We start from the raw sequence: 26,034 nt of genomic DNA on the forward strand, positions 1-26,034 counted from the left end.
TTGGCGCCGCATCTACTTCACCCCCAGGGAGGAGATCACGAGGTCGATGGCCTTGATGCCGGCGAAGGGGGCGACGACGCCGCCCAGGCCGTAGATGAGCAGGTTGCGTCGCAGCAGGGCGGTGGCGCCGACCGGCCGGTACTGCACCCCGCGCAGGGCGAGCGGTACGAGCATGGGGATGATGATCGCGTTGAAGATGATCGCCGAGATGATCGCCGAGGAGGGCGTGCCCAGGCCCATCACGTTGAGGGCGTCGAGCGGTCCGCGCTGTTGGCCTCTCGCCGCGTAGGTGAAGGCGAAGATGGCGGGCAGGATGGCGAAGTACTTCGCCACGTCGTTGGCGATCGAGAAGGTGGTCAGGGCGCCGCGCGTGATGAGCAGCTGCTTGCCGACCTCGACGATCTCGATGAGCTTCGTCGGGTTGGAGTCCAAGTCCACCATGTTGCCCGCCTCACGGGCGGCCTGGGTGCCGGTGTTCATCGCCACGCCAACGTCGGCTTGCGCGAGCGCGGGCGCATCGTTGGTGCCGTCGCCGGTCATCGCGACCAGCCGGCCCTCGGCCTGCTCGGCGCGAATCAGCTCCATCTTGCGCTCCGGCGTCGCCTCGGCGAGGAAGTCGTCGACACCCGCCTCCTCGGCGATCTTGGCCGCGGTCAGCCGGTTGTCACCGGTGACCATCACGGTGCGGATGCCCATCGCGCGCAGCTGGTCGAAGCGGACCTTCATGCCCTCCTTGACCGTGTCCTTGAGGTAGACCACCCCGAGGATCTGGCTGTCGCGGGCGACGGCCAGCGGCGTGCCGCCTTCGCGGGCGATGCGATCAACGACGCCGCGCAGCTCGGCCGGCTGCCGGCCGCCCTCGGCCTCGGCGAACGCGATCACGGAGTCGGCGGCGCCCTTGCGCAGCCGCGTGCCGTCGTAGTCGATCCCGCTCATCCGCGTCTGGGCGGTGAACGGGACGAACAGCGCCTCGTGCGGCGCCAATTCGCGCTCGCGCAACCCGTACTGCTTGGCCAGGACGACGATCGAACGGCCCTCCGGCGTCTCGTCGGCCAACGACGAAAGCTGCGCCGCCTCGGCCAGCTCGGCCTCGGTGACACCGGGCATCGGGAAGAACTCCGACGCCTGACGGTTGCCGAGCGTGATCGTGCCGGTCTTGTCCAACAACAACACGTCGACGTCGCCTGACGCCTCCACCGCGCGGCCGCTCAGCGCCAGGACGTTGCGGCGCACGAGACGGTCCATGCCGGCGATGCCGATCGCGCTGAGCAGCGCGCCGATCGTGGTCGGGATCAACGCCACCAACAACGCGATCTCCGTGGTCATCGAGATGTCGCTGCCGGCGAAGCGCGCGAACGGCAGCAGCGTCGCGACGACGATCAGGAAGACGATCGTCAGGCCCGCGAGCAGGATGTTGAGCGCGATCTCGTTGGGCGTCTTGCGCCGCTCGGCGCCTTCGACCAGCGCGATCATGCGATCCAGGAACGACTGGCCCGGCTCTTGGGTGATCTCCACCACGATGCGGTCCGACAGGACCCGCGTGCCGCCCGTGACCGCGCTGCGGTCGCCGCCCGACTCGCGGATGACCGGCGCCGACTCGCCCGTGATCGCCGACTCGTCGACGGTCGCGATGCCCTCGATGACGGTGCCGTCACCCGGAATGACCTCGCCGGCCTCGACGACGACCACGTCACCACGGTGCAGCTCGGCGGCGGGCCGCTCCGTGCCGTCACGCAACCGCGCCATGGTGTCGGAGCGCATCGCGCGCAACGCATCGGCTTGGGCCTTACCGCGGCCCTCGGCCAGCGCCTCGGCGAGGTTGGCGAAGACGACGGTCAGCCACAGCCAGATCGCGACGGTGAACGTGAACCACGCGGGCTCGTTGCCGCCGCCGAGGGAGCTCCCGCCGAACAGCTGGATGAGCCACGCGCCCGTGGTGATCAGCGCGCCGATCTCGACCACGAACATCACCGGGTTGCGGACCTGGATCCGCGGGTCGAGCTTGGCGAAGGACGCGATGATCGCCGGACGGACGATCTCCGCGCTGAACAGAGAGGAGCGCTGCGGGGTCATCGAGCTTCCTGGTCGAGTGCGAGGTTGAGCTTGGTCACGTTCACGCCGGGCTCGCCGAAGACGCCGAGGCCGCGGCCGTCGGTGCGGTCTGAGATGAGCTGTGTCACGCGCGCGAGCGGGAGCTGGCGGACCGCAGCGATGCGGTGCGCTTGGATGGCCGCGTTGGCCTTCGAGATGTGCGGGTCCACGCCGGAGGCCGAGAACGTCGCCGCGTCTACTGGCACTTGGTTGGCCTTCAAGTCCTTGTCATAGGGCTGCTCAAGGGCGAGGTACGCCTGGAGGTTCTGCCGCGTGAGGTACATCGTCGCGTTCTGGTTCGGGCCGTGGTTGCCGAAGTAGGTCACCTCGGCGCTGTAGCCGGTCGCCGACGGGCGCGGCTGGAAGTACTTGGGGTCGGCCTCGGTGACGGGGTTGCCGTCGGCGTCGACCTTCGCCTTGCCGTTGGCGTCGAGCACCGGCTTCTGCCAGGCCTGGCCCAGCAGCGTCGAGCCGGTCACCTTGCCGTCCTTGCGGACGAGCGAGCCATCGGCCTTGCCCGGGAACGCCACCTGGGCGATCCCGGTCATGACCAGCGGGTAGACGAGCCCGAGCAGGACGGTGAAGACGACCACCACCAGCGAGCCACGGATGAGATCCTTGCGCATGTTCTAGAAGAGTTGGGTCGTGAGGGACTGGACGATCGGGCCCAGCAGGAAGGCCGGCAGGAACGTCAGGGCGCCGATGAGCACCACGACGCCGATCAGCAGGACGCCGAAGGTGGGTGTGTCGGTGCGCATCGTCCCCAGGCCGGCCGGCGCGACCTTCTTCTTGGCCAGCCCGCCGGCGACGGCCAGGACCGCGAGGATCGGGACGAAGCGGCCAAAGAGCATCGCGAAGCCGCCCATGACGTCGGCGAACGTGATGCCGTGGGCCCCGACGTTGCCGGGCGCGTTGGGTTGCAGGTAGCCGGTGTAGCCGGCGAACGCCGAGCCGTTGTTGTTGGCCTGCGAGAGGTAGGCGTAGAACGTCTCGCTGAAGCCCTGCGGGCCGGAGGCGTAGATCGACGGGCCGCCGTACTTGGTGCTCAACGCCAGCCCCGTCAGCACGAGCACGATCAGGGCGGTGAACAGCGCGCCGATCGACACCAGCTTGACGTCCTTGGGCTCGATCTTCTTGCCCAGGTACTCCGGCGTGCGCCCCACCATCAGGCCGCCGATGAAGACGGCGAGCAGGACGAAGAGCAACATCATGTACAAGCCGGTGCCGACGCCGCCGAAGACCGACTCGGAGTAGCCGAGGTTGGCCATCGGGACCAGACCGCCAAGGCCGGTGAGCGACTGGAAGGCGGTGTTGACCGCGCCGCAGGAGATCACGGTCGTGATCGCCGTGAACAGCGACGAGGACGCTATGCCGAAGCGCTGGTCCTTGCCCTCAAGGTTGCCGCCGGTGCTCCCGCTGAGATGGCCGGTGTTCAGGCCCGCCAAGTGCTGGGCGGGCGTGCCGTGCTGCTCGGCGGCGTAGACGACCACGACGCTGACGAGAAACAGGAACGACATCGCACCGAAGATCACCCAGCCCTGGCGGCGGTTGCCCACCATCCGACCGAACGTGAACGGCAGCGACGCCGGGATCAGCATGATGAGGAACATCTCGAAGGCGTTGGAGAACGCGCTCGGGTTCTCGAGCGGGTAGGCCGAGTTGACGTTGAAGAAGCCGCCGCCGTTGGTCCCGAGCATCTTGATCGCCTCCTGCGAGGCGACCGGGCCGCGGGCGATGCCCCCGGTGGTCGCGCCAAGCGTCTGCAGGACGCCTTGGGAGACCAGGACGACCGTGGCGACGATCGACAGCGGAACCAAGATGTACAGGATGATCCGGGTCAGATCCTTGTAGAAGTTGCCCAGCGTCCCGTTGCCGTGCCGCGCGACGATGCCGCGGATCAGCGCGACGAGGACGGCGATGCCGACCGCGGCCGAGATGAAGTTCTGGACGGCCAGGCCCGCCATCTGCGAGAAGTACGACATCGTCGTCTCCCCGCCGTAGAACTGCCAGTTCGTGTTGGTCAGAAACGACGACGCGGTGTTGAACGAGACGTCCCAGGTTCCGGACCGGAAGCCCGACGGGTTGAAGGGGTGGATGGACTGCGTGCGCAGGATGACGTACAACAACAGCGCGAAGAGGACCGAGACGATGACCAGGGACTTGGCGTACGCCTTCCAGTCCTGCTCCTGGTCGGGATCAACCCGGAAGAGGCGGTACAGCCCCCGTTCGACGGGCGCGACGACGGGCGTCAGGAAGACGCGCTCGTCGGAGAAGACGCGGGCCATGTAGGCGCCGAAGAACGGCGCGACCGCGACGACGATCGCGAGGAAGATCGCGATCTGGAGGAAGCCCTGACCCATCGCCTAGAACTTCTCCCCGCGCAGCAGCGCGTACAGGAGGTAGCCGAGCACGAGCACGCACACGATCAGGCCGAACAGATCCGAGCCCTTCATACGCGGTCCAGCAGCTCGATGAGCCCCGCCAGCGATGCGAACACCGCGACGAGCAGGAGGATGGCGATGACGTCCATGGAGTCATCATGTGGCCGCCGCTGTCAGGTTCTTGTGCAGACGTGGCGCCCGGCCACAAAGATTTCGTCAAGGTCCTGCTGTCAGGCCACGAAGCGGTACCCGACGCCCGAGTCCGTGCGGATGTAGCGGCGCTGGTGGGCGGGCCCTTCGATCTTGCCGCGCAGGTTGGCGATGTGCGTGCGCAGCACGCTTGTCGCGTCGGCGTACTCCGGGCCCCACACCTCGGTCAGCAACGCCCGATGGGTCAGCAATCGACCGCGGTTGCGCATCAGCAGGCGCAACAACGAGTACTCGATCGGGGTGAGGTGCAACTCCTCGTCGTCGAGCGTCACGCGACGCGCGGCGAGGTCCAAAGCAAGTCCATCAACTTCGAGGACCGGCTCATCTGCGGGCGCGCCCGCGCGCCGCAGCGCGGCCTCCAGGCGCGCCAGCAGCTCGTCGGGCGAGAACGGCTTGGTGACGTAGTCGTCAGCGCCGCCGCGCAGCGCGCGGACCTTCTCTGACTCCTCGTCGACGGCCGACAGCACGATCACCGGGATCTGGCTCCACTCGCGCAGACGGCGGCAGACCTCGACGCCGTCGATGCCCGGGAGCATCAGGTCGATGATCGCGGCCTCGGGCGGGCGGACGGCCATGCGGTCCAGCGCCTCCTCCCCGGTCTCGGCCGGGATGACGTCGTAGCCCGCATCGCGCAGCACGACGCGCAGCGCGCGCAGGATCTGGGGGTCGTCGTCGCAGACGAGCACCCGTGCGCCGGCGCTCATGCGGGCAGCACCCGGTTGATCGACGGCGCTGCGACGTCATCGTCGACGGCCTCGATCGGCAGCGTGATGACGAACGTGGTCCCCTGGCCCGGCAGCGACTCGACGACCACCTTGCCGCCGTTGGCCTCGATGAAGCCGCGGGCGATGGCCAGGCCGAGGCCCGAGCCCGCGACCGACCGCGCGGTCGCCTCCCCGCGATAGAACGGCGTGAAGATCCGCTCCTGCTCAAACAGGGGGATGCCCGGGCCGCGGTCGACGACGCGGATCATCACCCGGTCACCAACTGCGCGGGCGCGGACCGAGACCGGCAGGCCGCCGCCGTAGCGCGCAGCGTTCTCCAACAAATTGGCGAACGCACGCTCCAGCTGCGCCGCGTCGGCGCGCACGAGCGGCAGCTGCTGGTCGATCGAGAACTGAAAGACGTCGCCGCCGGCGTGCTCGGCCGCTTCGCGCAGCGCCTCGTCGACCGAGGACCAGGTGCGGTTCGGCGACGCGGTGCCGGCCTGCAAGCGCGAGAGGTCCAGGAGCTTGTCGATCAGGACCGACAGGCGGGTGGCGGAGTCGGCGATGTCGGCCTCGACCTGCTCGCGCTCGTCACCGGTCACCGATGCCGAGCGCAGCGCGCTGATGCCGGCGAGCATCGCGGTCACCGGCGTGCGCAGGTCGTGGGAGACCGAGCGCAGGACCGCGGTCTTCATCTCGTCGCTGCGCCGCAGGGCGGCGGTCTCGACGACGTCGGCCTGCAGGCGCTCGCGCGTCAGCGCGGCCGCGAGCACCGACTCGAGGACCGGCACGACGCGCTCGCGCACGCGCTCCTGCTGGGTGGCCGGCAGATCGGCGGGCAGCACCAGCGAGCCGATGCGGCTCTCGCCGTCGATCAGCGGGATCGCGATGCGGCGATCGTCAGCGGCCACGACGCCGAGCTCCACCGAGGCCGAGCGCGCGTCGAGCAGCTCGGCCAGCCGCCGCGAGACCATCGCCAGCGACTCCGAGAGCCGCGGCGCGCCGAGCAGCGTGCGCGCCAGCTCGGCGCCGAGGTCCGCCTCGCGGCGACGCTCTTCGGCCTCGGCCGCGCGCGCCCGCGTCGTCTCGGCCATCGTGCTCGTGACCAGCGCGACCACGATGAACGCCAACAGTGCCACCCAGTTGCGGCTGTCGGCGATCGTCAGGCGACCCGTCGGCTCCAGGAAGAAGAAGTTGAAGGCCAACGCGCTGAGGATCGACGTCGACGCGCCGAGCACGATCCCCGACGAGGCCGAGACCGCCAGGATCGGGACCAGGTAGACGACCGACAGCGAGATCACCGGTGCGAGGTGGCGCAGTCCCTCGACCGCCAGGGTCGCGACGGCCACCCCGGAGACGGTCACGGCCACGCCGACCGCCCACGACGGCCGTGCGCGCGGCACGATCGAGCTTCTCGGGGTCACCATCAACTTCGCAGCGTAGTGCCCAGCTCCCGCTCCAGATACGGCGCCAGCCCCTCAGCGAGCCGGCCGCCATTCAGCGCCGCCGGCCCGTCCGGCAACGCGGCCGTGCTGATCGCCAATCGGACGGCGATCTCGGCCGCGAGGTCAGCGGCCGACGGTGTCAAGGCCGGCCATGTGTCGCGCAGGATCGCGGCGAGGTGGTGGGCGGCGGTGTCGAGCACCGAGCGGCCGCGGATCGTGACGAGCTCCAGCAGCTCGTCGCCGCCGGCCGAGCCGTCCCGATCGCCGACGATCGCCCGGACGAGCGGGTGCTCGGCTGCGGCGCCGAGGAAGACGTCGAAGGCGGCGGCGATCGCCGCGCGAGGGTCGTCGGCCCGCTGCGCGATCGCGGACTCGACCACGACAACAAGCCGATCGGCCTCGCGCAGGACGTAGGCCTGGGCCAGCTCGGCGCGGCTGCCGAAGCGCTTGTACAGCGTCTGGCGGCTCACGTCGGCGGCCGCGGCGACGGCGGCCATCGTGACCTGCGACCAGCCGACGCGGGCCAGAACCTCCCCGGTCGCGTCCAGCAGGCGGTCGTCGGTCGAGCGCGCCAGCGAGCCTCTGGGCGAGCTCGCGCCGGGCTCGCCGGCCGCCATCACGACGACGGCGCGTAGCGACGCAGCAGCGCGTCGCGCTTGCGCGCGTCGAGGTTCGCGCGGCCCAGGTCTCCCTCGTAGTGGGCGACCACCCGCGGATCCATCACGCGGCGCCACAGCGGCGGGATCACGGCCAGCAGGATCATCGTCGCGTACCCGGAGGGCAGCTCGGGCGCCTCGTCGAAGTGGCGCAGCGCCTGGAAGCGGCGCGTCGGGTGCGCGTGGTGATCGGAGTGGCGCTGCAGGTGGTAGAGCAGGACGTTGGACGACACGTTGTCGGAGTTCCAGCTATGGCGCGGCTCCGTGCGCTCGTAGCGGTCGGTCCCGTCGTCGCGCTTCTCGCGCAGCAGCCCATAGTGTTCGAGGTAGTTGACCACCTCCAGCAGCGAGAACCCAACGACCCCCTGGATCACCAGCCACGGCAGCAGGTCGACGCCGAAGACGAGCAGGAGCGCGGCGAAGAGGACGACGGTCATCGCCCAGGCGTTGAGGATGTCGTTGCGCGGTGAGTACCACTTGATGTCGTCGCGCTCCAGCCGCTGCGCCTCGAGCTCGAAGCTGGAGCGCAGGCTGCCGGCCACCGTCCGCGGCCAGAACCGGTAGAAGCTCTCGCCCATCCGCGAGCTGGCCGGATCCTCCGGCGTGGCGACACGGACATGATGGCCGCGGTTGTGCTCGATGTAGAAGTGCCCGTAGCCCGTAGGCGCCAGCGCGACCTTGCTCAGCCAGCGCTCCAGGCTCGCGCGCTTGTGACCGAGCTCGTGCGCGGTGTTGATCCCGATGCCGTTGACGCAGCCCAGCGTCAGCGCCAGGCCGAGCTTCTCGATCAGCCCGAGGTCGTCGCCGGCAAGCAGCGCGGCGCCGCCGACGAGCGCGACGAACTGCAGCGGGATGAAGGCGTAGGTGCACCACCGGTAGTAGCGGTCCTGCTCCAGGTACTTGACGACCGAGTCCGGCGGGTTGGACGAGTCCTTGCCGATGGCCGTGTCGAGGAACGGCATGACCCCGAAGATGAAGATCGGACCCCAGAACCAGAAGACGCCGAAGCCGGTGAGCGCGACGAGGCCCCAGGCCATGAACGGCAGCAGCGGCACGAGCAGGCCGAGCAGCCAGGCGTAGCGCTTGGGGTCGGTCCACGTCGCGGGGCTGACGTCGATGTGGTCGTGCTCGTGGCCATGGGCGAGGTCGGTCATCGGGTGCGGTTCCCTTCGCGCGGCGCGACTTGACAGAGCGTCAAGCCGCGGGAAGGCGAAGGTTTACACGCAGGCCACCTCGTGTCAACCGCGTGGCACTCCGTCCGCGCGGGGTCAGGCCAGGATCCGCGCCTTCTGGGTCTGGAACTCCGCGTCGGTGAGCACGCCGCTGTCGCGCAGCTCGGCCAGCTCTTTGAGCTGGGTCACGAGGTCCGGCGCGGGAGCGGCGGGGGCCGCCGGCTCGGGCGCCGGCTCCTGCGCGGCGCCGTAGGGATCGGCCCCCTGCTGCGACCAGCGATTCGCCTGCCGGCGCGAGACGCGGTTGCTGACGGCGGTGGCGGTGCCGGCCACGACGGCGGTGCGGGCGACCCCGCGAAGCAATCCGGGCATGGTCTTTCTCTCCTGCGACTCAGGTGGTGGACTCGAGCGCGTCGAGCGACGCGACGAGCGCTTGGACGGGGATCCGGCCGCTGGCGACCAGCTGACCGCCAGAGCGGCGCAACGCGATCGCGACCGGCGCGGCCCAGCGGTTCTCCCAGACCAGGATCGCGGCCGACGTGCCGGGCTCCAACGCCTCGGCGGCGTCCTGGAGGTCGTCGTCGTCGACGATCCCGGTGGAGGCGCCGTCGAAGACGCCGAAGGCCTCCGCCGCCGGGCCGAGGTCGTTGAGCTCGAGCGCGGTCAGCGTCCCGTCCTCGCCCTTGCTCACGAAGGTGATGTCGAGGATGCGGATGATGTCGCGGTCGACGAGGTCGACCAGCAGCGGCACGACCTCCTCGCCCGAGGGCTCGGCCGGCCACTCCAAGATGATGTAGTCGATCGGGCCCATCTCCTCGAGCTCTGGCTCGCTCACGGCTGCTCCTCTCGCATGGCATGCGTGCCGGTCTGGCACCGCACCATCGTCTGCGACGCGAGAGCACCGCGTCATCACCCGCTGCGGGTGATGCTTGGTCGAGCGCGGGCCTCAGGCCCGGCTCTCGGCCGGGCACCAGTTCGACGCGCAGCCCCAGCCTCAAGCGACGGTGGGCCCGTTGAGCGCGACGCGCTCACGCCAAACAGGCCCACCCCAGGCGACCCCGGCCTCGGAGGGAGGGTGGGACCGTTTGTCGACGCATGATGGCCGCAACCAGGCCCACCTCCCCGAGGCCAGAGCGGATGACGAGCCAGCGCCGAGAGGCGCCAACCCCGCCCGCTCTCCTCGGTGACGACAGACGACGCTGCGCGCCACGACAACGATCGCGCTGCGCACCCGAAGACCGGCGCCCTGAGTTGTTGGTGTGGTCGCTTAGCAACAAAAGCGTGGGGACTGCAACAACTCTGCGTAGCTAACCCATCCCATCCGACCCGCCCGCTAGGCTTCGCCTACATCCACAGAAAGACCCCCGCGACCGTTGGCGCGGCCCGGGGGCATGACCCAAGGAGTTGTACCTCCCATGAGTACCCCGCAGCGTACCCACGCCCGCGCGATCACCGTCGATCGCGAGACCGCCGATGTCCTCCGTCTTGAGGCCAAGAAGGTCATGGACCTCGGCCACGAGCTGTTCGAGGACTTCCTCCTCTACGGACCCGACGCCCAGTACGCGCTCGCGATGCGCTTCAGCGCCGCAACAGCACTCATCACCGCCATCGGCTGGGACCCCAACAACGTCGACCCCGACACCGAGACCTACGAGGTCCCGCTGACCGACGATCTCGTCGAGCAGTTGCGCCACCGCCGCTACGACCTGGCGCGCTGCAACAACGACCGCCTCGACGGCCTGCCCGTCGACAAGCCGATCGACCCCGACCTCCTCGCCGAGATCACCGTCGACCGCCTCGCCGCCCAAGCGCTGGACCGGCTCTTCACCACTTACACCAAAGCCACCAAGAACTAACCGGCACCTCACCCGGGTCGCGGCACCAGCCGCGACCCGGACGCCAGCGCGACCAGTTCATCGATGGCCTGCTCGACGGGTGCGGCGGCGGCCATCGCGGCGCCGAGCTCCTGCGCCCGGCGGCGCGTCGCGCCATCGTGCAGCAGGGCCTCGACGGCGGGGGCCAGCCCTTCGACCGTGCGCGCGTCAGGGAGGTCGATCGCCAGGCGGACGTCGCGGTCGGCGCCGAGCGCAATGCCGGCTCCAGCGCGCGCGACCGCGGCCGCGTTGGCCCACTGATCCATGCTGAACAGCGGCAGGGCCACCATCGGCACACCGTGGGCCAGCGCGCCGAGCGTCGAGCCGTAGCCGCCGTGGGAGACCGTCAGCGCCGCGTGTGGCAGCACCGCCTCCTGCGGGATCCAGCGCTCGACGTGCACGTTGGCGGGCAGCTCGCCGAGCGCCGCCGGGTCGCCGCCGTCGCCGATCGTCATCAGCACCCGCACCGGCAGCGGGGCGAGCGCGTCGATCGCCATCCGGTAGAGCGCCGGGAAGTACGGCAGGTGCGCCGCGCCGGCGACCGAGCCGAAGCTCAGGTAGACCAGCGGATCCGTGTTGCCGGGCCACCACTCCGGCAGTGGCGCGCTGGAACCGACGTCGAGCACAGGCTCGGCACCGCGGAAGCGACGGACCTGCGACGGCACATCGACGTCGTCGAGCAGCGCCGGGACCATCGTGAAGAACGGCGTCTCACGGAGACGGTCCCCCGCTGGATCGACGGGCAGGCCAAGCGCGGCCCGCTGGGCGTCAAGCGCCGGCGCGACGAGCGCGATCGACTCCTCCTCCACCTCCGCCAGCCCGAGGCCGACGCGCACGATCGGGACCTCGTACAGCTCCGCCGCCAATGCCGACGCGTACTCCCAGCTCTCACGCAGGATGAGATCCGGACGCCACTCCTCGACCAGCGCGCGGACACCGGGAAGCGTCGCGGCGGTGTCGATGCGCGCAAAGTACTCACCGATCACCTGCGCGTTGGCCTCGTCGATGCCGAGGCGCGAGAACGAGCGCAGCAGCGGCTGCCAGGTCTCCGGCGGCGCCGCGTCGACAAGCGCGAACGAGAGGCCGGTGCGGTCGACGTTCGCGGCATGCTGGCGCTGGGCGACGATCAGCACGTCGTGGCCGGCGCGGCGTGCCGCCTGGCCGAACGGCACGAGCGGGAAGACATGGCCGGCGCTGCCACGGGTGCTGAGGAGAATGCGCATCCGTGGATGGCACCATCAGGTCCGCGAACGCACACTACGGCTGACCGGCGAGGACCAGGTGCGGGTGCCACGCACCGGAAGCCGGTACAAACACGCCGGATGAAGGCGTCAAACGACCTTAGGATGGGGATATCTCGTATCTCCATGCAAGATATTTTTTGGGGATTTCTCGTATCGAGCTACACTCATCTTGCATGGCTGGGAAAAGCCCCCACGAAAGCGAGGCCCATCGCGTTCGAGAGCGCGTGCTGAGGTCACGTGAGCGGATCTGGCGTGTCGAGGACTTCGAGGGCACGCCCAAGGCGGTCAACAACGAGCTGCGCCGACTGGTCGACCGCAGCGAGCTCCAGCGGATCCGTCGAGGCGTGTACTGGCGTGGTCGCACGAGCCGCTTCGGCATGCGCGGCGTGGATGACGGCGAGGCGCTGCAGACCGTGGTCGGACAGGACGAGGCAATCGGCGCGACCGGCTGGAACGCGACGAACGTCCTTGGGCTGTCAACGCAGGTCGCACCGATCGAGTCGCTCGCCGTCACGCACCGGGCGCCGCAGGGGCTCGGCCACATCAAGGTCGTCTCTCGTACGGCTCGCACCGGTCGCCGCAAGGCGGGACTGAACGGACTCGAGGTCACGGTGCTGGAAGCGCTTGAAGGATGGGACCGCTATGTCGAAGTTGGTCCCGCCGAAGCCCTGCAGCGCTTCGGCCTGGTCCTACAGCGCTCCGATGTTCGCATCGCCAAGCTGGTCTCAGCCAGCACGACCGAGCCGCCAGTCGTACGAGAGCGGCTGCGGGCCATCCTCATCGAGACGGGTCACGAGGCCGAGGCCCAACGGATCCCGCGCGCCCGCGATCAGAGGACCCGGGAGAAGGCGTTGCGCGTCCTGGAAAGGCGGACGTGACGCGCCTGCGCGACAACGCCGGCGACTTCGCTGGCGCAGTCGACAACGCCGCCCGCGAACTCCGGCTGGCAGCGGAGTTCGTCGAGAAGGATTACTGGGTCACTCAGGCTCTCCGCGCATTGCACAAGCGCTACGGAGGCTGGTTCGTCTTCAAGGGCGGGACCAGCCTCTCGAAGGGCTACAACCTGATCGAGCGGTTCTCCGAAGACGTCGACATCCTCGTCTTCCCGGCTAAGGACGACTCAGCCAAGTCACGTGAGCAGTTGCTACTCGCGATGACCGACGGCGTCGCGACCGAGATGGGCGTCGAGTCGATCGCGGCACGCGATCCGGGCCGCGGCAAGTTCGCCCACCGCGCAGACGTGCTCATCTATCCACGGCTGGCGCGGCGTAGCACCGTCGTCGTGCCGATCGAGGACCGTGGCGTGCTGCTGGAGACCGGCTTCGCAGGCGGCCACTGGCCCAGCGAGATGGTCGAGATCACACCGATCCTCTGCCAGCCACTGGGCATCGACCCAGCCGAGTTCGAGGACACCGCCGCATTCAGCATCCCGGCGCTCAAGCCGGCGCGGACGCTGCTGGAGAAGCTGTCATTGCTGCATCACGTCGCCGAAGCGCACGAACGTGCCGGAACGCCCGACCTCCGCTGCGGCCGCCACTACTACGACATCTACCGGCTCCTCGACCACGCACCGACGCGAAAAGCTCTCGAGAATCGTGAGGAGTTCGCCCGGATCATGTCCGAGATGGAGCAGATCTCCGCACAGCACTTCGGTGTGTGGGAACCACGCCCAGATGGCGGCTACGGACAGAGCCCCGCTTTTGCTCCGACCGACGGGTCGGAGCTCTACGGCTGGCTGGCCGCGCGGTACCGCGACTCGGCCGGACTGCTGCCGGCGAAGGTGACTGGCTCATGGCCGACCTTCGGCACGGTGCTGAAACGCGTAGAGGCGTATCGAGAGCTGTTGTAGGGGTATCTGCCGCCCGCGCGACACCCGGCGCTGCGCGACGCGATCACCCACCGCGGGTGAGGCGCGTTCGCCCTCGTATCTCGCATCGTCGACAGACGCAAGCGACGAGAAGGTGGAGCCGTGCCCAAGCCGTTCAATGGCGTAATCAACCTCGACGTCCGCGACTCGGTCGCCGACTGGGGTCCGTATCTCGCCGAGGAAGCTCCGGAGGGTGCCCCGAACGTGTTGATCGTGCTCTACGACGACACGGGCTTGGCGGCGTGGGAGCCCTACGGCGGCCGGATCAACATGCCGACGATGCAGCGTCTGGCCGACGACGGGTTGACCTACACCCAGTGGCATACGACCGCGCTCTGCTCACCGACCCGCTCGTGCTTCCTCACCGGCCGCAACCACCATCAGAACGGGTTCGCCCAGATCGCCGAGGGCGCCCAAGGCTTCCCGGGCCACACCGGGCACATTCCGATGGAGAACGCGGCGATGGCCGAGGTCTTGCGCGAAAAGGGCTGGAACACGTTCTGGCTCGGCAAGAACCACAACGTGCCGGTCGACGAGTGGGCGATGGGCGCGACGAAGCGCAACTGGCCGCTGGCGCGTGGCTTCGATCGCTTCTACGGCTTCATCGGCGGCGAGACCAACCAGTGGTATCCCGACCTCGTCGAGGACAACCACTACATCGAGCAGCCCTACCTGCCCGAGGAGGGCTACCACCTCTCCAAGGACCTCGCCGACAAGGCCATCAGCTTCATTGCCGACTCCCAGCAGTCGCACCCCGATAAGCCCTGGTTCACGTGGTTCTGCCCGGGCGCCAACCACGCGCCCCACCATGCCCCGCAGGAGTACATCGACAAGTACAAGGGCAAGTTCGACGACGGCTACGAGGCCTACCGCGAGTGGGTCCTGCCGCGGATGGTCGAGAAGGGCATCATGCCCGCCGACACCGAGCTGACGCCGATCAACCCGCTGCCCGAGGGCAAGGTCATCGAGGCCGACGCGGTCCGGCCGTGGGACTCGCTCTCCGACGAGGAGAAGGCGCTGTTCTCACGCATGGCCGAGGTCTACGCGGGCTACTCGGAGTACACCGATGCCCAGGTCGGCCGGATCGTCGACTACCTCGATGAGTCCGGCCAGCTCGACAACACCATCATCTTCTACTGCGCCGACAACGGCGCCTCGGGCGAGGGCAGCCCGGACGGCTCGGTCAACGAGCAGCGCTTCTTCAACGCGTGGCCCGACAGCATCGACGACAACATGGCGATGCTCGACAAGCTCGGCAGCCCCGACACCTACAACCACTATCCCACCGGTTGGGCCACGGCGTTCTCGACCCCGTTCAAGATGTTCAAGCGCTACACCTTCCAGGGCGGCGTCTGCGACCCGCTGGTGATCTCCTGGCCGAAGGGGATCAAGGCCCGGGGCCAGGTGCGCCACCAGTACCACCACGCCACCGACATCGTGCCGACGATCCTGGAGTGCTGCGGGGTCGAGTTCCCCGACAACGTGGCGGGCTACGAGCAGACGCCGTTGCCCGGCGTGTCGATGAAGTACAGCTTCGAAGACGAAGACGCGCCGACGACCAAGAAGGTGCAGTACTACGAGATGATGGGCGCACGTGCGCTGTGGGCCGACGGCTGGAAGGTCGTCGCCGAGCGTGGCCCGCTGATCGGCACCGGCGGCTTCGAGCACGACACCTGGCAGCTCTTCCACACCGACGAGGACCGCTCCGAGGCCCACGACCTCGCCGCCGAGCACCCCGACAAGGTCGAGCAGCTCGTCGCGCTCTGGTACGTCGAGGCGGGCAAGTACGACGTCCTGCCGCTCGACGACCGCAGCGTCGCCGAGCTCGTCGCCGTGCAGCCCGAGGCGATGATCCCGCCCGGCGGCATCTACAAGTACTACCCGGGCACGCTGCCGGTGCCCGAGTTCGCGGCCGCCAACACGCGCGGCCGCTCCTACAAGATCCTCGCCGAGGTCGAGATCGGCAGCGGCGACACGCAGGGCGTGATCTACGCCCAGGGCGCGCGCTTCGGCGGCCACTCGCTGTTCGTCAAGGACGGCAAGCTCTGGTATGCCTACAACTTCATCGGCATCCCGCCCGAGCAGCAGCTCGTCTCCGAGGTCGATCTCTCCCCCGGCCGCCACGTCCTCGGCGTCGAGTTCAGCAAGGAGAAGCTCGGCGAGCGCCACGAGACCCACGGCACCGCCAAGCTCTACGTCGACGACAAGGTCGTTGCCGAGGGCGCGCTGAAGACCCAGCCCGGTCACTTCGCGCTCTGCGGCGAGGGCCTGTCGATCGGTCACGACTCCGGCGACCCGGTTAGCAAGGAGTACCCGGCCGGCTTCCCCTTCCAGGGCGGCAAGATCCTGGAGGTCGAGGTCAACATCGGCGACGACGTCTACCTCGATGTCGAGCGCGAGTTCGCCGCGGCGCTGGCGCGCGACTGATCTGCCCTCTCCCCGACAGACTCGAACACCTTGAAAATGAAAGGGACGAGCTGTATAACGACTCGGATCAAGTTCTTATAAGACCTGATTCGAGATGGCAGACAACCTCATTGCAGACGCTGAAGCCGCGCATGCGCTGCTTTTCGCACTCGAGCGACAGCTCGCGGCCGCCAGCCACAGCTATGACCTCGTCGTCATCGGTGGCGCCGCGCTCTTGGCGCTCGACCTCACCCGGCGAACGACCCGCGACGTTGACGTCGTCGCTCTTTCTCAAGCAGGCGAACTCCTCTCCGCGGTGGACCTCCCTAACGGCCTGCTCGCCGCGCGCGACCGCGTGGCGAGCGATCTTGGCGTCGCCGACGACCAGATCCACTTCAAGCTCTACGCGGCCGTCGACCAAGCCGGCAAGCACCTGCGCGACCTGGAGGCCCTAGAACCCCAACATGACGAACTGATCGCCGCCGCGCGCTGGACGCGCCAGCACGACCCCTCCGAGGGATTCCTAGAACCACTGCGTCAGGCTCTGGCCTACTTCGGAATCGAAGATGTCGATCTCGGCGACTAAGGAACGTCTCGAAGAAGGACTACTCGCCTTCGTTTGGAAGGAGTGGTCGCAGCTCGGCATCTTCGCCTCGCCGGAGGGCCACAGCCAGTGGGCGCAGGACATCGAGGCTCTGTTGCTCTTCACCTTCGAGGTCGCACGTACCGACCCGCGGCTCTTTGACGAGGTGCTCGACTGGCTCGTCACGAACGAGCACCTCGTCAGCGTGCGGCGCCTGCGGACACTCGCCAAAGGCAGCGAGGATCCGTCGCTCGCCGCAGCCGCGCTCGAGTGGCTGGCCCAACACCGCCCGCAGGCCCGCTTCTCCACGTCCGATGACCGGCCGCCGCCCGACACGGAGCAACGACTGTTCTTCGGTGAGGAGGGATTTCCGCTCCGTCATCCCGACGGTGCATTCGCCAAGCACGGTTGGCTGCGATCCGCCGCCACTCGCTCACAAAAGAGCTTGCCCGTGGACATGCGCCAGCCGATCGCCTTCGGCCTACGCCTACGACGACTGCTCGGTACCGGAGCGCGAGCAGAGGTCGTGCGTTTCTTGCTCTGCACCGACACACCACGGGCAACCGCCGCGATCATCACCCAATCCGCTGTTTACACCAAACGCAACATCCAAGAGGCCCTCTACGAGCTCGGCGACGCCCGAGTCGTGACCGTCGCCAGCAGCGGCCATGAAGCGCGCTACGGCATCGACCGCACACGCTGGGCAACGCTGCTCAACCACGCCGGGCCCTTCCCCTCCCACGTGGACTGGGTGCAACTGCTCAGGGCGCTCACCAAGATCCTTCGATGGCTGCGCACCGACGCAACGAGCCATGCGTCCGAGTACCTGCAGGCGAGTGCAGCGCGAACCCTGATTGAAGACGTGCGCCAGGATCTAGAGTGGGCCGGGATCGCGCCCGGCTTGTCACGTACGTCAGCCGATGCTGTCCAAGAGCTCGATCGGCTTGTGGCGCAGAGCCTTCAGGTACTCGACGGCAAGTAACCATCGCGCTCCGCAATCACCCGTCACGGATGACGCACGGGCCGCTTGCGCAGTTGGTAGGTTCGCCAGACCTAACGGCTGACTGGAGTAGAGGACGAGGCTATGACGGGTCGACGAGCGTGATGTCCGGTCCTTCGTCCGAGGGGGCAGAAGCCTTGGCGAGCACCGTCGCCGGCCTCATGCCCGGGTTGCGGCGCGACCTGGAGGACTTGGTGCGCATCCCGTCGGTCTCGGTCCCCGGTCAGATCGACGCACCGCTGCTCGAGGCATTCGAGGCGACGAGCCGTCTCTTCGCCGACGCGGGCGTCAGCGTCGGTCGCCTCGACCTCCCCGACACGGCGCCGGTCGTCGTCGGGGAGATCCCGGCGCCGCCGGGCGCGCCGACGGTGCTGTTGTACAGCCACTACGACGTCGTGCCTGCCGGCGACGAGACCCAGTGGACCTCCAAGCCCTTCGAGCCGACCGAGCGCGACGGCGCGATCTACGGGCGCGGAGCGGCGGACACCAAGTCCAACATCATGATGCACGTCGGCGCACTACGCGCCTGGGGCGGCCGGCCGCCGGTCGGCGTCCGGCTCTGCATCGAGGGCTATGAGGAGATCGGCAGCGGCGCGCTGTTGAGCTACCCGGCCTCGGACCCCGAGCTGTTTCGCGCCGACGCGCTGATCATCGGCGACATGGGCAGCATCGCGCCGGGAACCCCAACGCTGACGACCGCTCTGCGGGGCATGGCCAACGTGACGCTCGAGGTCCGCACGCTGGAGTCCGGCAAGCACAGCGGGCAGTACGGCGGCGCCGCGCCGGACGCGCTCATCACGTTGTTACACGCGATCGCCTCGCTGCATGACGAGCACGGCGACGTCGCCGTGGCGGGCCTCAAGCGCAACGAGTGGGAAGGCCGCGCCCAGCCCGAGGAGCAGTTTCGCGACCTCGGCACCGTCCTGGATGGGCTACCGCTCTTCGGGACCGGTGGGCTCGGCTCGCGGATCTGGTCGGGGCCGGCGATCACCGTCGTCGGCATCGACGTCCCGTCGGTCGACGGCGCCGTCAACGCCGTGTCGCCGTATGCGCGCGCCGTGCTCAACGTGCGCGTCCATCCCGAGCAGGATGCAAGCGAGGCGCAGGCGGCGGTGATCGAGCACCTGCGCGCGCAGCGGCCGTTCGGCATCGACCTCGACGTGCAGCCCGGTCCGACCGGCAACGGCTTTGCGGCCGCGACCGACGGTCCGGCTTATGCGGCCGCGCGCGGCGCCTGGGCGCAGGCGTGGGGCGCTGATGTCCTGCTCGCTGGCAGCGGCGGGTCGATCCCGATCGTCAGCGCCCTGGCGGGCGCGCTGCCGGAGACCGAGGCGCTGCTGGTCGGCACGACCGACGGCTACGCGAACATCCACGGGCCCGACGAGCGCGTGCTGCTCAGCGAATTTGAGCATGCCGTGGTCGCCGAAGCCGACTTCTTCGGCCGCTACGCCGAGGCGTTCATGGCAACGACAAAGGGGCGCGCATGAGCAGCGAGGCGGCATTCTCGGAGGCGTCCCCGAAAGGCGGCGGCTTCACCGAGCGCATGCTCGCCGGGGTCGAGAAGGCGGGCAACCGCGTCCCGAACCCCGCGATCCTGTTCCTCGGGCTGATCCTCTTCGTGATCGTGTTGTCGCAGGTGCTCGACTGGGCCAACGTCGGCGTCACGCACCAGATCGCCGACCATGCCGCCGGCACGCCCTACCAACTGCCCGACGATGCCACCGACCACGCCGCCTATGCGCTGAGGACCGAGCACGTCGAGGCCAAGGGCCTGCTGACGGTCAGCGGCATCGCCTTCATGTTCACGACGTTCGTCTCCAACTTCCTGGGCTTCGCCGCCGTCGGCGTGATCCTCGTGGCGATGATCGGCGTCGGCGTCGCCGAGTACTCGGGGCTCATCGGCGCCCTGATCCGCAAGTTGGTGGCGATCTCGTCGCCCGCCTCGCTGACCTACATCATCGTCTTCGTCGGGATCGTCTCCAGCGTCGCGTCAGACGCGGGCTACCTCGTGCTGATACCGCTGGCCGCGGCGGCGTTCATCAGCGTGGGACGGCATCCGCTCGCGGGCATCGCGGCAGGATTCGGCGCCGTCAGCGCGGCGTTCTCGGTGAACATCCTGCTGACGCCGGCCGATGGCGTGGTCACCGACATCGCCAACGAGTCGGCGCAGCTCGTCGACCCGAGCGTGCACCTCGACCTCGTCGCCAACCTCTGGTTCGGGATCGTCTCGACGATCTTCTTGACGATCGTGATCTCGCTGATCACCACGCGGATCATCGAGCCGCGCCTGGGCACGTGGGATCGGGGGCTGGCCGACGAGGAGGAGCTCGCACGCGAGGAAGGACCGCCGATCGACGCGGCCGCCGAGGCCAAGGGCCTGCGCTGGGCGCTCTACGCGCTGCTGGCCGTGTTGGCCGTCGTGCTCTTGCTGACGCTGCCGTCCGGCGCGCCCCTGCGCAACGCCGAGACCGGCGACATCATCGGCGACTCACCGCTGATGAGCAGCCTGATCGTGATCATCTCGGCGAGCTTCCTGGCGGCCGGCCTGGCGTTCGGCCGCGCGACGGGCACGATCAAGGGCAGCGAAGACGCGCTGGGCATGATCACCAAGGCGTGGGCGAGCCTTGCGAGCCTGTTGTTCCTGTTCTTGCTGATCGCGCAGTTCATCGCCTACTTCGACTTCAGCAACATCGCGCAGGTCGTGGCGATCACGCTCGGCGATCTGCTGGAAGACCTCAACGTCGGCAACATCATCTTGTTGCTCGGGATCATCCTCGTGACGATCGTGGTGGACATCATCATGCCCGCCAAGATCGCGAAATGGGCGATCCTCGCGCCGATCTTCATCCCGCTGATGCTGCGCCTCGGCGTGGAGCCGCAGACCGTGCTCGCCGCCTACCGCGTCGGCGACTCGCCGGTCAATGTCATCACGCCGCTGATGCCGTACTTCCCGTTGATGGTGGTCTTCGCCGCGCGCTACCAGAAGGACGCGGGCATCGGGACCGTCATCGCGTTGATGGTGCCCTACGCGATCATCGTCGCGGTCTTCTGGATCGCGTTCTTCGTGGTCTGGTACCTCGTCGGAATTCCGCTCGGGCCGGGCTGGCCGGTCTAGGCGACCGGCGAGCACCCCGGCCGGCACCGCGCGCCCATGCACGACGCCACGATCACCTTCGTCGTCCTCGGCGTGGCGATCGCGTTGTTCGTGTGGAACAAGCTTCTTCGTCGTGGCGGTGCTGTGGGTGCCGGTCGTCTGGCGACTCTAAAAATATTTGGTATTAGGCCTTTAAAGGCTGTTAGAATGAACTTTCTATGCCTTGGGCTCGTCCCCGCACCCGATACGCGATTGAAGCGGCCCAGCTCTTGGGCGCTCAGATCCAGGCTGCCCGCCGAGAGCGCCGCTGGTCTCAAAAGGAACTGGCAGGCCGAGCCGGAATCACAACGCCCACGCTGAGCAAGATCGAGAAGGGCGACCTCGGCGTCGCCATCGGGACGGTCTTCGAGGTTGCGGCGCTGGTCGGCGTGCCGCTCTTCCACGAAGACCGATCGCGGCTGACGCTCGAACTCGACCGTGCGACAACGCGCAGCGCGCTCTTGCCGCAGCGCGTGCGGGCGCCCAAACGAGACGTCCACGATGACTTCTAGCGGGCCAGACGAGGTCTTCGTCTGGATCTGGCTGCCCGAAGCGGTAGAGCCGGTCGTCGTCGGCCGCCTCGAAGCCGTCGGCAACATCATTGAGTTCAACTACGGCCGCAGCTATCTCGAACGCGACGATGCGATCCCGATCTACCTTCCTGAGCTCCCACTGCGGAGCGGCACCATCGCGCCGCTAGATGGGTTGCGGATAGCCGGGTGCATTGACGACGTCGGTCCGGACGCGTGGGGCCAGCGGGTGATCATGCAGCACATGCTCGGCGCCGCGGCCACCGACGCCGACCCAGCAGACCTGCACCCCTTGACCTATCTCATGAAATCGGGTTCGGATCGCATCGGCGCGCTGGATTTCCAGGAATCGGCCGACACCTATGTCAGCCGCGACGATGCCAGCGCACCGCTCGAAGAGTTGATGGAGGCTGCCGATCGAGTCGACCGGCACCTACCGCTGTCACCAGCACTGGATCGGGCCTTGCTCCACGGCAGCTCCGTCGGCGGCGCCCGGCCGAAGGCGCTGCTCTCCGACGACGGGCGTAGGCTGATCGCGAAGTTCTCGTCAACGACCGACAGCTTCTCGGTGGTCAAGGGCGAGTATGTGGCAATGGAGCTCGCACGCCGGGCGGGGCTCGATGTCGCAGGTGTCACGCTCACCGAGTCGATGGGCAGGGACGTGCTGCTGGTCGAGCGCTTCGACCGCGAGCCCAGCACGGGATCACGCCACGCGGTGGTGTCAGCGCTGACAATGCTGTCCTTGGACGAACTGTTGGCGCGGTACGCGAGCTACGCGGATCTCGCGGACATCATGCGCCAGCGCTTCGTCAACGGCCCCGCCACGCTGCGCGAGCTCTTCGCACGCATCACCTTCAACATCCTGGTCGGCAACACCGACGACCACGCCCGCAACCACTCGGCCTTCTGGGATGGCGCAAACCTCTCCCTCACACCCGCCTACGACATCTGCCCGCAAGGGCGTGCCGGCGGTGAGGCGTCGCAGGCGATGATGATCGGGCCTGATGGCTTCCGTATGAGCCAGCTGGCCGGGTGCGTGCGCGCGGCGTCGACGTACCTCCTCGATGAGAAGGAAGCGCGCGCCATCATCGACCGGCAGATCGCAGTGATCGAGTCCGAGTGGGACGACGTCTGCGAGGCGGGCCGGCTGACCGAGGTCGACCGTGACTACTTCTGGCGGCGCCAGTTCCTCAACCCCTATGCCTTGCAGGGATACGTGAGCGCGGGCGCTTGAGCTAGCGAGCCACGACCAGCCGCACCGCGCCGACGCGCTCGGGTTGGCTGCGCAGATAACCGTGGCGCTCGTCCCAGCGTCCTGAGCTCAGCTCGTCGGCGAGCTTGGCGACGCCGCGGGCGACCGCGTCAGGATCGGTGAGGACCCAGCCGGACTGCGCAGCGCGGACATCGGCCTCCAGGAACGCCTCGGGTCGTGCGTAGTAGGCCTCGCCGAAGCCGTCGGTGCAGTCGATCGGGATCGGGACCTTGATGGTCTCGATCTCACCGCCGAGGACCCCGGCGACATGGTCGATGGTGGGGAAGCGCGCCCGCTCGGTGGCGGTGACCTCGGGCGCGTACTCGTTCATCCAGAAGTCGAGGAGCGCGTCGGCGTCGAAGGTGAGGATCGCGACCGGGCCCCGGCTGACCCGGCGCAGTTCGCGCAGACCGGCGTCGACATCACTCCATTGGTGGATCGTGATCATCGCCATCGCGGCGTCGAAGCTGTTGTCGTCGAACGGCAGGTGCTCGGCCGTCGCGTCGAGCGCGGGAGCAAGATGGTGTGGTCGCTGCGCGCGCATGGCCGCCGACGGCTCGACGGCGACCACGTACCGGTCGAGCGGCTCGTAGGAGCCGGCCCCGGCACCGACATTGATAACCGTCCGGGCATCGCCGAGCGCGGCGTGGACGATCGCCGCGATCCGCGGATCCGGCTGCCGGCGATTGATGTAGCCGGCGCCGTGCGCCTCGTAGTCGAAGTCGCCCGCCGGCGCCTGCCGTGCATCAGCCATGCCATGCATCCAAGCACAGCCCTCGTTCTGGTAGGACATCGCTGCCCATGTTCGACCCGACCCAACTCCCCGCCGACCTTCCCAAGCCCGAGGACGACGGCGCCGCACGCCATCTGCCGACGCTCGCGATGCCGTCCCTCGTGCTGCCCAGCACCACCGGCGCCGCGGTGGCGCTCGACGAGCTCGGCGACGGCCGCACCGTGCTGTACGTCTACCCGATGACCGGCCGCCCGGGCGAGGCGCCCCCCGACGGCTGGGACATGATCCCCGGCGCCCGTGGCTGCACGCCCGAGGCCTGCGCCTTCCGCGATCACCACGCCGACATGCTCGCCGCGGGTGCCGACGCGGTTTACGGACTCTCCAGCCAGAGCACCGAAGACCAGACCGAGGCGGCCGCACGACTGCATCTGCCGTTCTCGCTGCTCTCCGACCAAGACCTACAACTCGCCGACCAGCTGCGGCTGCCGACGTTCGAAGCCGGCGGAGAGACGCGCTACCGGCGCCTGACGCTGATCATCAAGGACAGCGCGATCGAACACGTCTTCTACCCCATCTTCCCGCCTGACGCGCACGCGGGCGAGGTCCTGCGCTGGCTCACCGCTAGGCCAGCAGGCGCCTGACGGCAAGTTCCAGCACTTCTGCCCGGCTGCGCGCCCCGTGGTCGGCAGCCATGAAGTGGCTGCCGATCCAGAGCGAGCCGACGAGCAGAGCGCGGGCCTCGACCTCGTCGTCGGTTGAGCAGAAGTCACCGAAGAGCAAACGGAGGTAGTCCATGCGCCGGTTGTCCACGCGGCGCAGGCGCTTGGCGACGGCCTCCTCGCGCCGGGCCCAGTCGCGGATGGCGAGGTCGATCCGCAACAGGTCGCCGGCGGCGGAGGCCAACGAGAAGAGCTGCCACAGCCGCGCCCTGCCGTCTCCACCTGACGACTCCACGCGCTCGATCACCTCGTCAAGGCTCTGCTGCTCCCAGCTATCCAGCAGCGCATCAAGGAAGACACCGCGGTTGTCGAAGTGCCAGTAGAAGCCGCCCTTGCTGACGCCGAGCCCCTTGGCCAGCGGTTCGACCCGGACGGCGTCCGGCCCGCCGGCGGCCAGCGCGCGCAGGCCTTCATCGATCCATTCACTGCGCAGGGTGCGGGTCGCGGGCATCGTTGTCAGTCCTCTCGCGTAGCGGTTCGGTTTGACACCACCACATGGTCAAGGCTAGCCTGTTCTATACGGCACCGTATAGAAGGAGACGGACGAGATGAAACTTCCGAACACCGCACACACCTCCCGCCCCTGGCGCATCCACGAGATCGCCACGGACTTCCGTCTCGAAGACGTGTGGGCGCTGCCGACCCCCGGCGGCCCGGACGACTTCCCACTGCTGGTCGGCGGCATCGTTGCCGGCGACACCGCGGAGACCCCGTCGCGGATCGCCCGCGCGCTGTGGGCGATCCGGTGGAAGGTTGGCGGCGTGCTGGGCTGGGATGACCCCGACACCGGCGTCGGCACGCGCGTGCCGACGCTCCGCGACCGGCTCCCCGAGGACCTGCGCGACGCTCCGGCAGGCCCGGAGTTCGCAGTCCTTCCCTTCACCCCGCTGTACCTGACCGATGACGAGTTCGCCGCCGAGATCGCCAACAAGACGGTCCACGGGATCATGCACCTCAGCTGGGTGCCCGACGACACCGGCGACGGCTACCACGGTCAGATGGCCGTGTACGTCAAGCCCAACGGGCTGTTGGGCAACCTCTACATGGCCGCCATCAATCCGTTTCGCCACCTGGTCGTCTACCCGCCGATGATGCGCCTGCTCGAGGAGCGTTGGCGGGAGGAGGCCCCCGGCGCTCGGGCCTCCGCGCCGGCCTGACCGCAGGCCGGCTCAGCCGTCGGTCCACGTCGCGCCCGGTTCGAGGACCACGACCTCGGTGTCGGGCGCGACGGTCGCGGCGGCGGCCTTGAACTGCTGCGGCGGCTCGTGCAGGAGCGCGGGGTGGCGGCGCGCCAGTCCCAGCGGGAAGTAGGTGCCCCAGTGGATGGGGATCGCCGTGCGGGGTTTGACGAGCGCGGCTGCTTCCGCCGCGCGGCCGGGGTCGAGATGTCCTGGACCGAGCGTCGTCCCCCAGCCCCAGACCGGCAGCAGCGCGACGTCGACCTGGCCGCGCAGCGCCGCCATGTCGTCGTGGAGATCGGTGTCACCGGCAAACCACACGCGATCGACGACGTAGCCGAGGGCCGGGATCTCGGGTGCGCGCGGGTGCCGGCGCGACGGATGCCAGGCCGCGACCGCGCGCACCACGGCGCCACCGCCGAGCGTGACGGTGTCGCCCACCTGCACCTCGTGAACGCTTGCGAAGTCGAGGTCGGCAACAAGCGCCTTGGCGCCAACGGGGACGACGATCTCGGTGCCCGCGCGCGCGAGCAGCCGCAATGACCCACGGTCGAGGTGATCGTGGTGGACATGGGAGATCAGGACCGCGTCGAGCTCGTCGGGCACCGCGGCCGGCGCTGACTGACGACGCAGGTGCAGCAGCTGGCCGCGGAGGGCGGGATCGGTCAGCAGCCGCGCGCCACCGACCTCGATCAGGACGGTGGCGTGGCCCAACCAGGAGAGTCGGCGCGCGGAGGTCACGCCGACAGCGTGACGGACCGGCGAACCGTTTTGCCAAAGAGGCGACGCAGGGCGGCGGGTTGAGAGGTGATCCGGGCCGCGGCGATGGGGCCGCGACCCGGTGTGCCGCGGG

Annotated in this window: 25 protein-coding genes and 1 pseudogene; 12 read left to right on the forward strand and 14 right to left on the reverse strand. The window is 68.7% G+C overall.

All coding sequences use genetic code 11. The annotated features are described in order from the left end of the window. Positions 1–12 precede the first annotated feature (12 nt). The 10 genes from kdpB to VGO10_RS04305 all read right to left on the reverse strand — a co-directional run bounded on the left by kdpB (position 13) and on the right by VGO10_RS04305 (position 9,497). Positions 13–2,073 carry a potassium-transporting ATPase subunit KdpB gene (gene kdpB / locus VGO10_RS04260; RefSeq protein WP_327465496.1) on the reverse strand — a complete coding sequence of 687 codons (2,061 nt, stop codon included), beginning with the start codon at positions 2,071–2,073 and terminating at the stop codon, positions 13–15. Next, positions 2,070–2,717 carry a potassium-transporting ATPase subunit C gene (locus VGO10_RS04265; protein WP_327465498.1) on the reverse strand — a complete coding sequence of 216 codons (648 nt, stop codon included), beginning with the start codon at positions 2,715–2,717 and terminating at the stop codon, positions 2,070–2,072. The genes kdpB and VGO10_RS04265 overlap by 4 nt, the downstream gene beginning before the upstream one ends. A gap of 3 nt (positions 2,718–2,720) precedes the next feature. Continuing rightward, the gene (kdpA, locus tag VGO10_RS04270; protein WP_327465500.1) at positions 2,721–4,451 is read right to left on the reverse strand and encodes a potassium-transporting ATPase subunit KdpA; all 1,731 of its coding nucleotides are present in this window, start codon (positions 4,449–4,451) and stop codon (positions 2,721–2,723) included. Between the two features lie 3 nt (positions 4,452–4,454). Further along, positions 4,455–4,544 carry a potassium-transporting ATPase subunit F gene (locus VGO10_RS04275; RefSeq protein ID WP_272477184.1) on the reverse strand — a complete coding sequence of 30 codons (90 nt, stop codon included), beginning with the start codon at positions 4,542–4,544 and terminating at the stop codon, positions 4,455–4,457. A 158-nt stretch (positions 4,545–4,702) separates the two neighbouring features. Continuing rightward, the gene (locus tag VGO10_RS04280; protein WP_327465508.1) at positions 4,703–5,386 is read right to left on the reverse strand and encodes a response regulator transcription factor; all 684 of its coding nucleotides are present in this window, start codon (positions 5,384–5,386) and stop codon (positions 4,703–4,705) included. After that, complete coding sequence (locus VGO10_RS04285; RefSeq protein ID WP_327465510.1) at positions 5,383–6,816, reverse strand: ATP-binding protein; 1,434 nt, start codon at positions 6,814–6,816, stop codon at positions 5,383–5,385. The genes VGO10_RS04280 and VGO10_RS04285 overlap by 4 nt, the downstream gene beginning before the upstream one ends. Further along, positions 6,816–7,451, reverse strand: coding sequence for a TetR/AcrR family transcriptional regulator (locus VGO10_RS04290; protein ID WP_327465512.1), 636 nt, complete (start codon positions 7,449–7,451; stop codon positions 6,816–6,818). The genes VGO10_RS04285 and VGO10_RS04290 overlap by 1 nt, the downstream gene beginning before the upstream one ends. Continuing rightward, positions 7,451–8,644: an alkane 1-monooxygenase gene (locus VGO10_RS04295; protein WP_327465514.1), complete on the reverse strand. Its 1,194-nt coding sequence runs from the start codon at positions 8,642–8,644 to the stop codon at positions 7,451–7,453. The genes VGO10_RS04290 and VGO10_RS04295 overlap by 1 nt, the downstream gene beginning before the upstream one ends. 114 nt (positions 8,645–8,758) lie before the next feature. Next, the gene (locus VGO10_RS04300) at positions 8,759–9,034 is read right to left on the reverse strand and encodes an SHOCT domain-containing protein (RefSeq protein ID WP_327465516.1); all 276 of its coding nucleotides are present in this window, start codon (positions 9,032–9,034) and stop codon (positions 8,759–8,761) included. A gap of 19 nt (positions 9,035–9,053) precedes the next feature. Continuing rightward, complete coding sequence (locus VGO10_RS04305; protein ID WP_327465518.1) at positions 9,054–9,497, reverse strand: DUF6325 family protein; 444 nt, start codon at positions 9,495–9,497, stop codon at positions 9,054–9,056. 580 nt (positions 9,498–10,077) lie between these two features. Here VGO10_RS04305 and VGO10_RS04310 point away from each other — a divergent pair. Continuing rightward, positions 10,078–10,518, forward strand: a complete 441-nt coding sequence (locus tag VGO10_RS04310) for a hypothetical protein (protein ID WP_327465519.1) — start codon at positions 10,078–10,080, stop codon at positions 10,516–10,518. An 8-nt stretch (positions 10,519–10,526) separates the two neighbouring features. Here VGO10_RS04310 and VGO10_RS04315 read toward each other — a convergent pair whose 3' ends face one another. After that, positions 10,527–11,759, reverse strand: a complete 1,233-nt coding sequence (locus VGO10_RS04315) for a glycosyltransferase (RefSeq protein WP_327465521.1) — start codon at positions 11,757–11,759, stop codon at positions 10,527–10,529. A gap of 245 nt (positions 11,760–12,004) precedes the next feature. On the opposite strand from VGO10_RS04315, the gene VGO10_RS04320 reads away from it, so the two are divergent. The 9 genes from VGO10_RS04320 (at position 12,005) to VGO10_RS04360 (ending at position 22,533) form a co-directional block, all read left to right on the forward strand. Next, positions 12,005–12,658 (forward strand): DUF6088 family protein, encoded by a 654-nt coding sequence (locus VGO10_RS04320; protein ID WP_327465523.1) that lies wholly within the window; start codon positions 12,005–12,007, stop codon positions 12,656–12,658. After that, a complete protein-coding gene (locus tag VGO10_RS04325) occupies positions 12,655–13,629 on the forward strand; it encodes a nucleotidyl transferase AbiEii/AbiGii toxin family protein (RefSeq protein ID WP_327465525.1) in 975 nt (324 codons plus the stop codon). Before VGO10_RS04320 ends, VGO10_RS04325 begins: the two co-directional genes overlap by 4 nt. A gap of 120 nt (positions 13,630–13,749) precedes the next feature. Next, a complete protein-coding gene (locus VGO10_RS04330) occupies positions 13,750–16,074 on the forward strand; it encodes an arylsulfatase (protein WP_327465527.1) in 2,325 nt (774 codons plus the stop codon). Between the two features lie 94 nt (positions 16,075–16,168). After that, positions 16,169–16,639: a DUF6036 family nucleotidyltransferase gene (locus tag VGO10_RS04335; protein WP_327465529.1), complete on the forward strand. Its 471-nt coding sequence runs from the start codon at positions 16,169–16,171 to the stop codon at positions 16,637–16,639. Then, positions 16,620–17,618, forward strand: a complete 999-nt coding sequence (locus tag VGO10_RS04340; protein WP_327465531.1) for a hypothetical protein — start codon at positions 16,620–16,622, stop codon at positions 17,616–17,618. The genes VGO10_RS04335 and VGO10_RS04340 overlap by 20 nt, the downstream gene beginning before the upstream one ends. A 122-nt stretch (positions 17,619–17,740) precedes the next feature. Then, positions 17,741–19,123, forward strand: coding sequence for a M20/M25/M40 family metallo-hydrolase (locus VGO10_RS04345; protein ID WP_414642202.1), 1,383 nt, complete (start codon positions 17,741–17,743; stop codon positions 19,121–19,123). Next, positions 19,120–20,751, forward strand: coding sequence for an AbgT family transporter (locus tag VGO10_RS04350; protein WP_327465535.1), 1,632 nt, complete (start codon positions 19,120–19,122; stop codon positions 20,749–20,751). The genes VGO10_RS04345 and VGO10_RS04350 overlap by 4 nt, the downstream gene beginning before the upstream one ends. 248 nt (positions 20,752–20,999) lie before the next feature. Beyond that, complete coding sequence (locus VGO10_RS04355; protein WP_327465537.1) at positions 21,000–21,281, forward strand: helix-turn-helix transcriptional regulator; 282 nt, start codon at positions 21,000–21,002, stop codon at positions 21,279–21,281. Beyond that, complete coding sequence (locus tag VGO10_RS04360; RefSeq protein ID WP_327465539.1) at positions 21,271–22,533, forward strand: HipA domain-containing protein; 1,263 nt, start codon at positions 21,271–21,273, stop codon at positions 22,531–22,533. The genes VGO10_RS04355 and VGO10_RS04360 overlap by 11 nt, the downstream gene beginning before the upstream one ends. A gap of 1 nt (position 22,534) precedes the next feature. Here VGO10_RS04360 and VGO10_RS04365 read toward each other — a convergent pair whose 3' ends face one another. Beyond that, positions 22,535–23,305 (reverse strand): class I SAM-dependent methyltransferase, encoded by a 771-nt coding sequence (locus VGO10_RS04365; RefSeq protein WP_327465541.1) that lies wholly within the window; start codon positions 23,303–23,305, stop codon positions 22,535–22,537. Positions 23,306–23,352: 47 nt separating this feature from the next. Here VGO10_RS04365 and VGO10_RS04370 point away from each other — a divergent pair. After that, positions 23,353–23,925, forward strand: a pseudogene (locus VGO10_RS04370) (peroxiredoxin); the annotation flags it as partial. On the opposite strand, the gene VGO10_RS04375 reads toward VGO10_RS04370, so the two are convergent. After that, the gene (locus tag VGO10_RS04375; RefSeq protein WP_327465545.1) at positions 23,906–24,454 is read right to left on the reverse strand and encodes a TetR/AcrR family transcriptional regulator; all 549 of its coding nucleotides are present in this window, start codon (positions 24,452–24,454) and stop codon (positions 23,906–23,908) included. The pseudogene VGO10_RS04370 and the gene VGO10_RS04375 overlap by 20 nt on opposite strands. 97 nt (positions 24,455–24,551) lie before the next feature. On the opposite strand from VGO10_RS04375, the gene VGO10_RS04380 reads away from it, so the two are divergent. Next, positions 24,552–25,160, forward strand: a complete 609-nt coding sequence (locus VGO10_RS04380) for a DUF2867 domain-containing protein (protein ID WP_327465547.1) — start codon at positions 24,552–24,554, stop codon at positions 25,158–25,160. 12 nt (positions 25,161–25,172) lie between these two features. Here VGO10_RS04380 and VGO10_RS04385 read toward each other — a convergent pair whose 3' ends face one another. Then, positions 25,173–25,922: an MBL fold metallo-hydrolase gene (locus tag VGO10_RS04385; protein WP_327465549.1), complete on the reverse strand. Its 750-nt coding sequence runs from the start codon at positions 25,920–25,922 to the stop codon at positions 25,173–25,175. Positions 25,923–26,034 lie beyond the last annotated feature (112 nt).

Source organism: Baekduia sp. (genome assembly GCF_035996765.1).
In the GTDB taxonomy this organism is placed as follows: Bacteria; Actinomycetota; Thermoleophilia; order Solirubrobacterales; family Solirubrobacteraceae; genus Baekduia.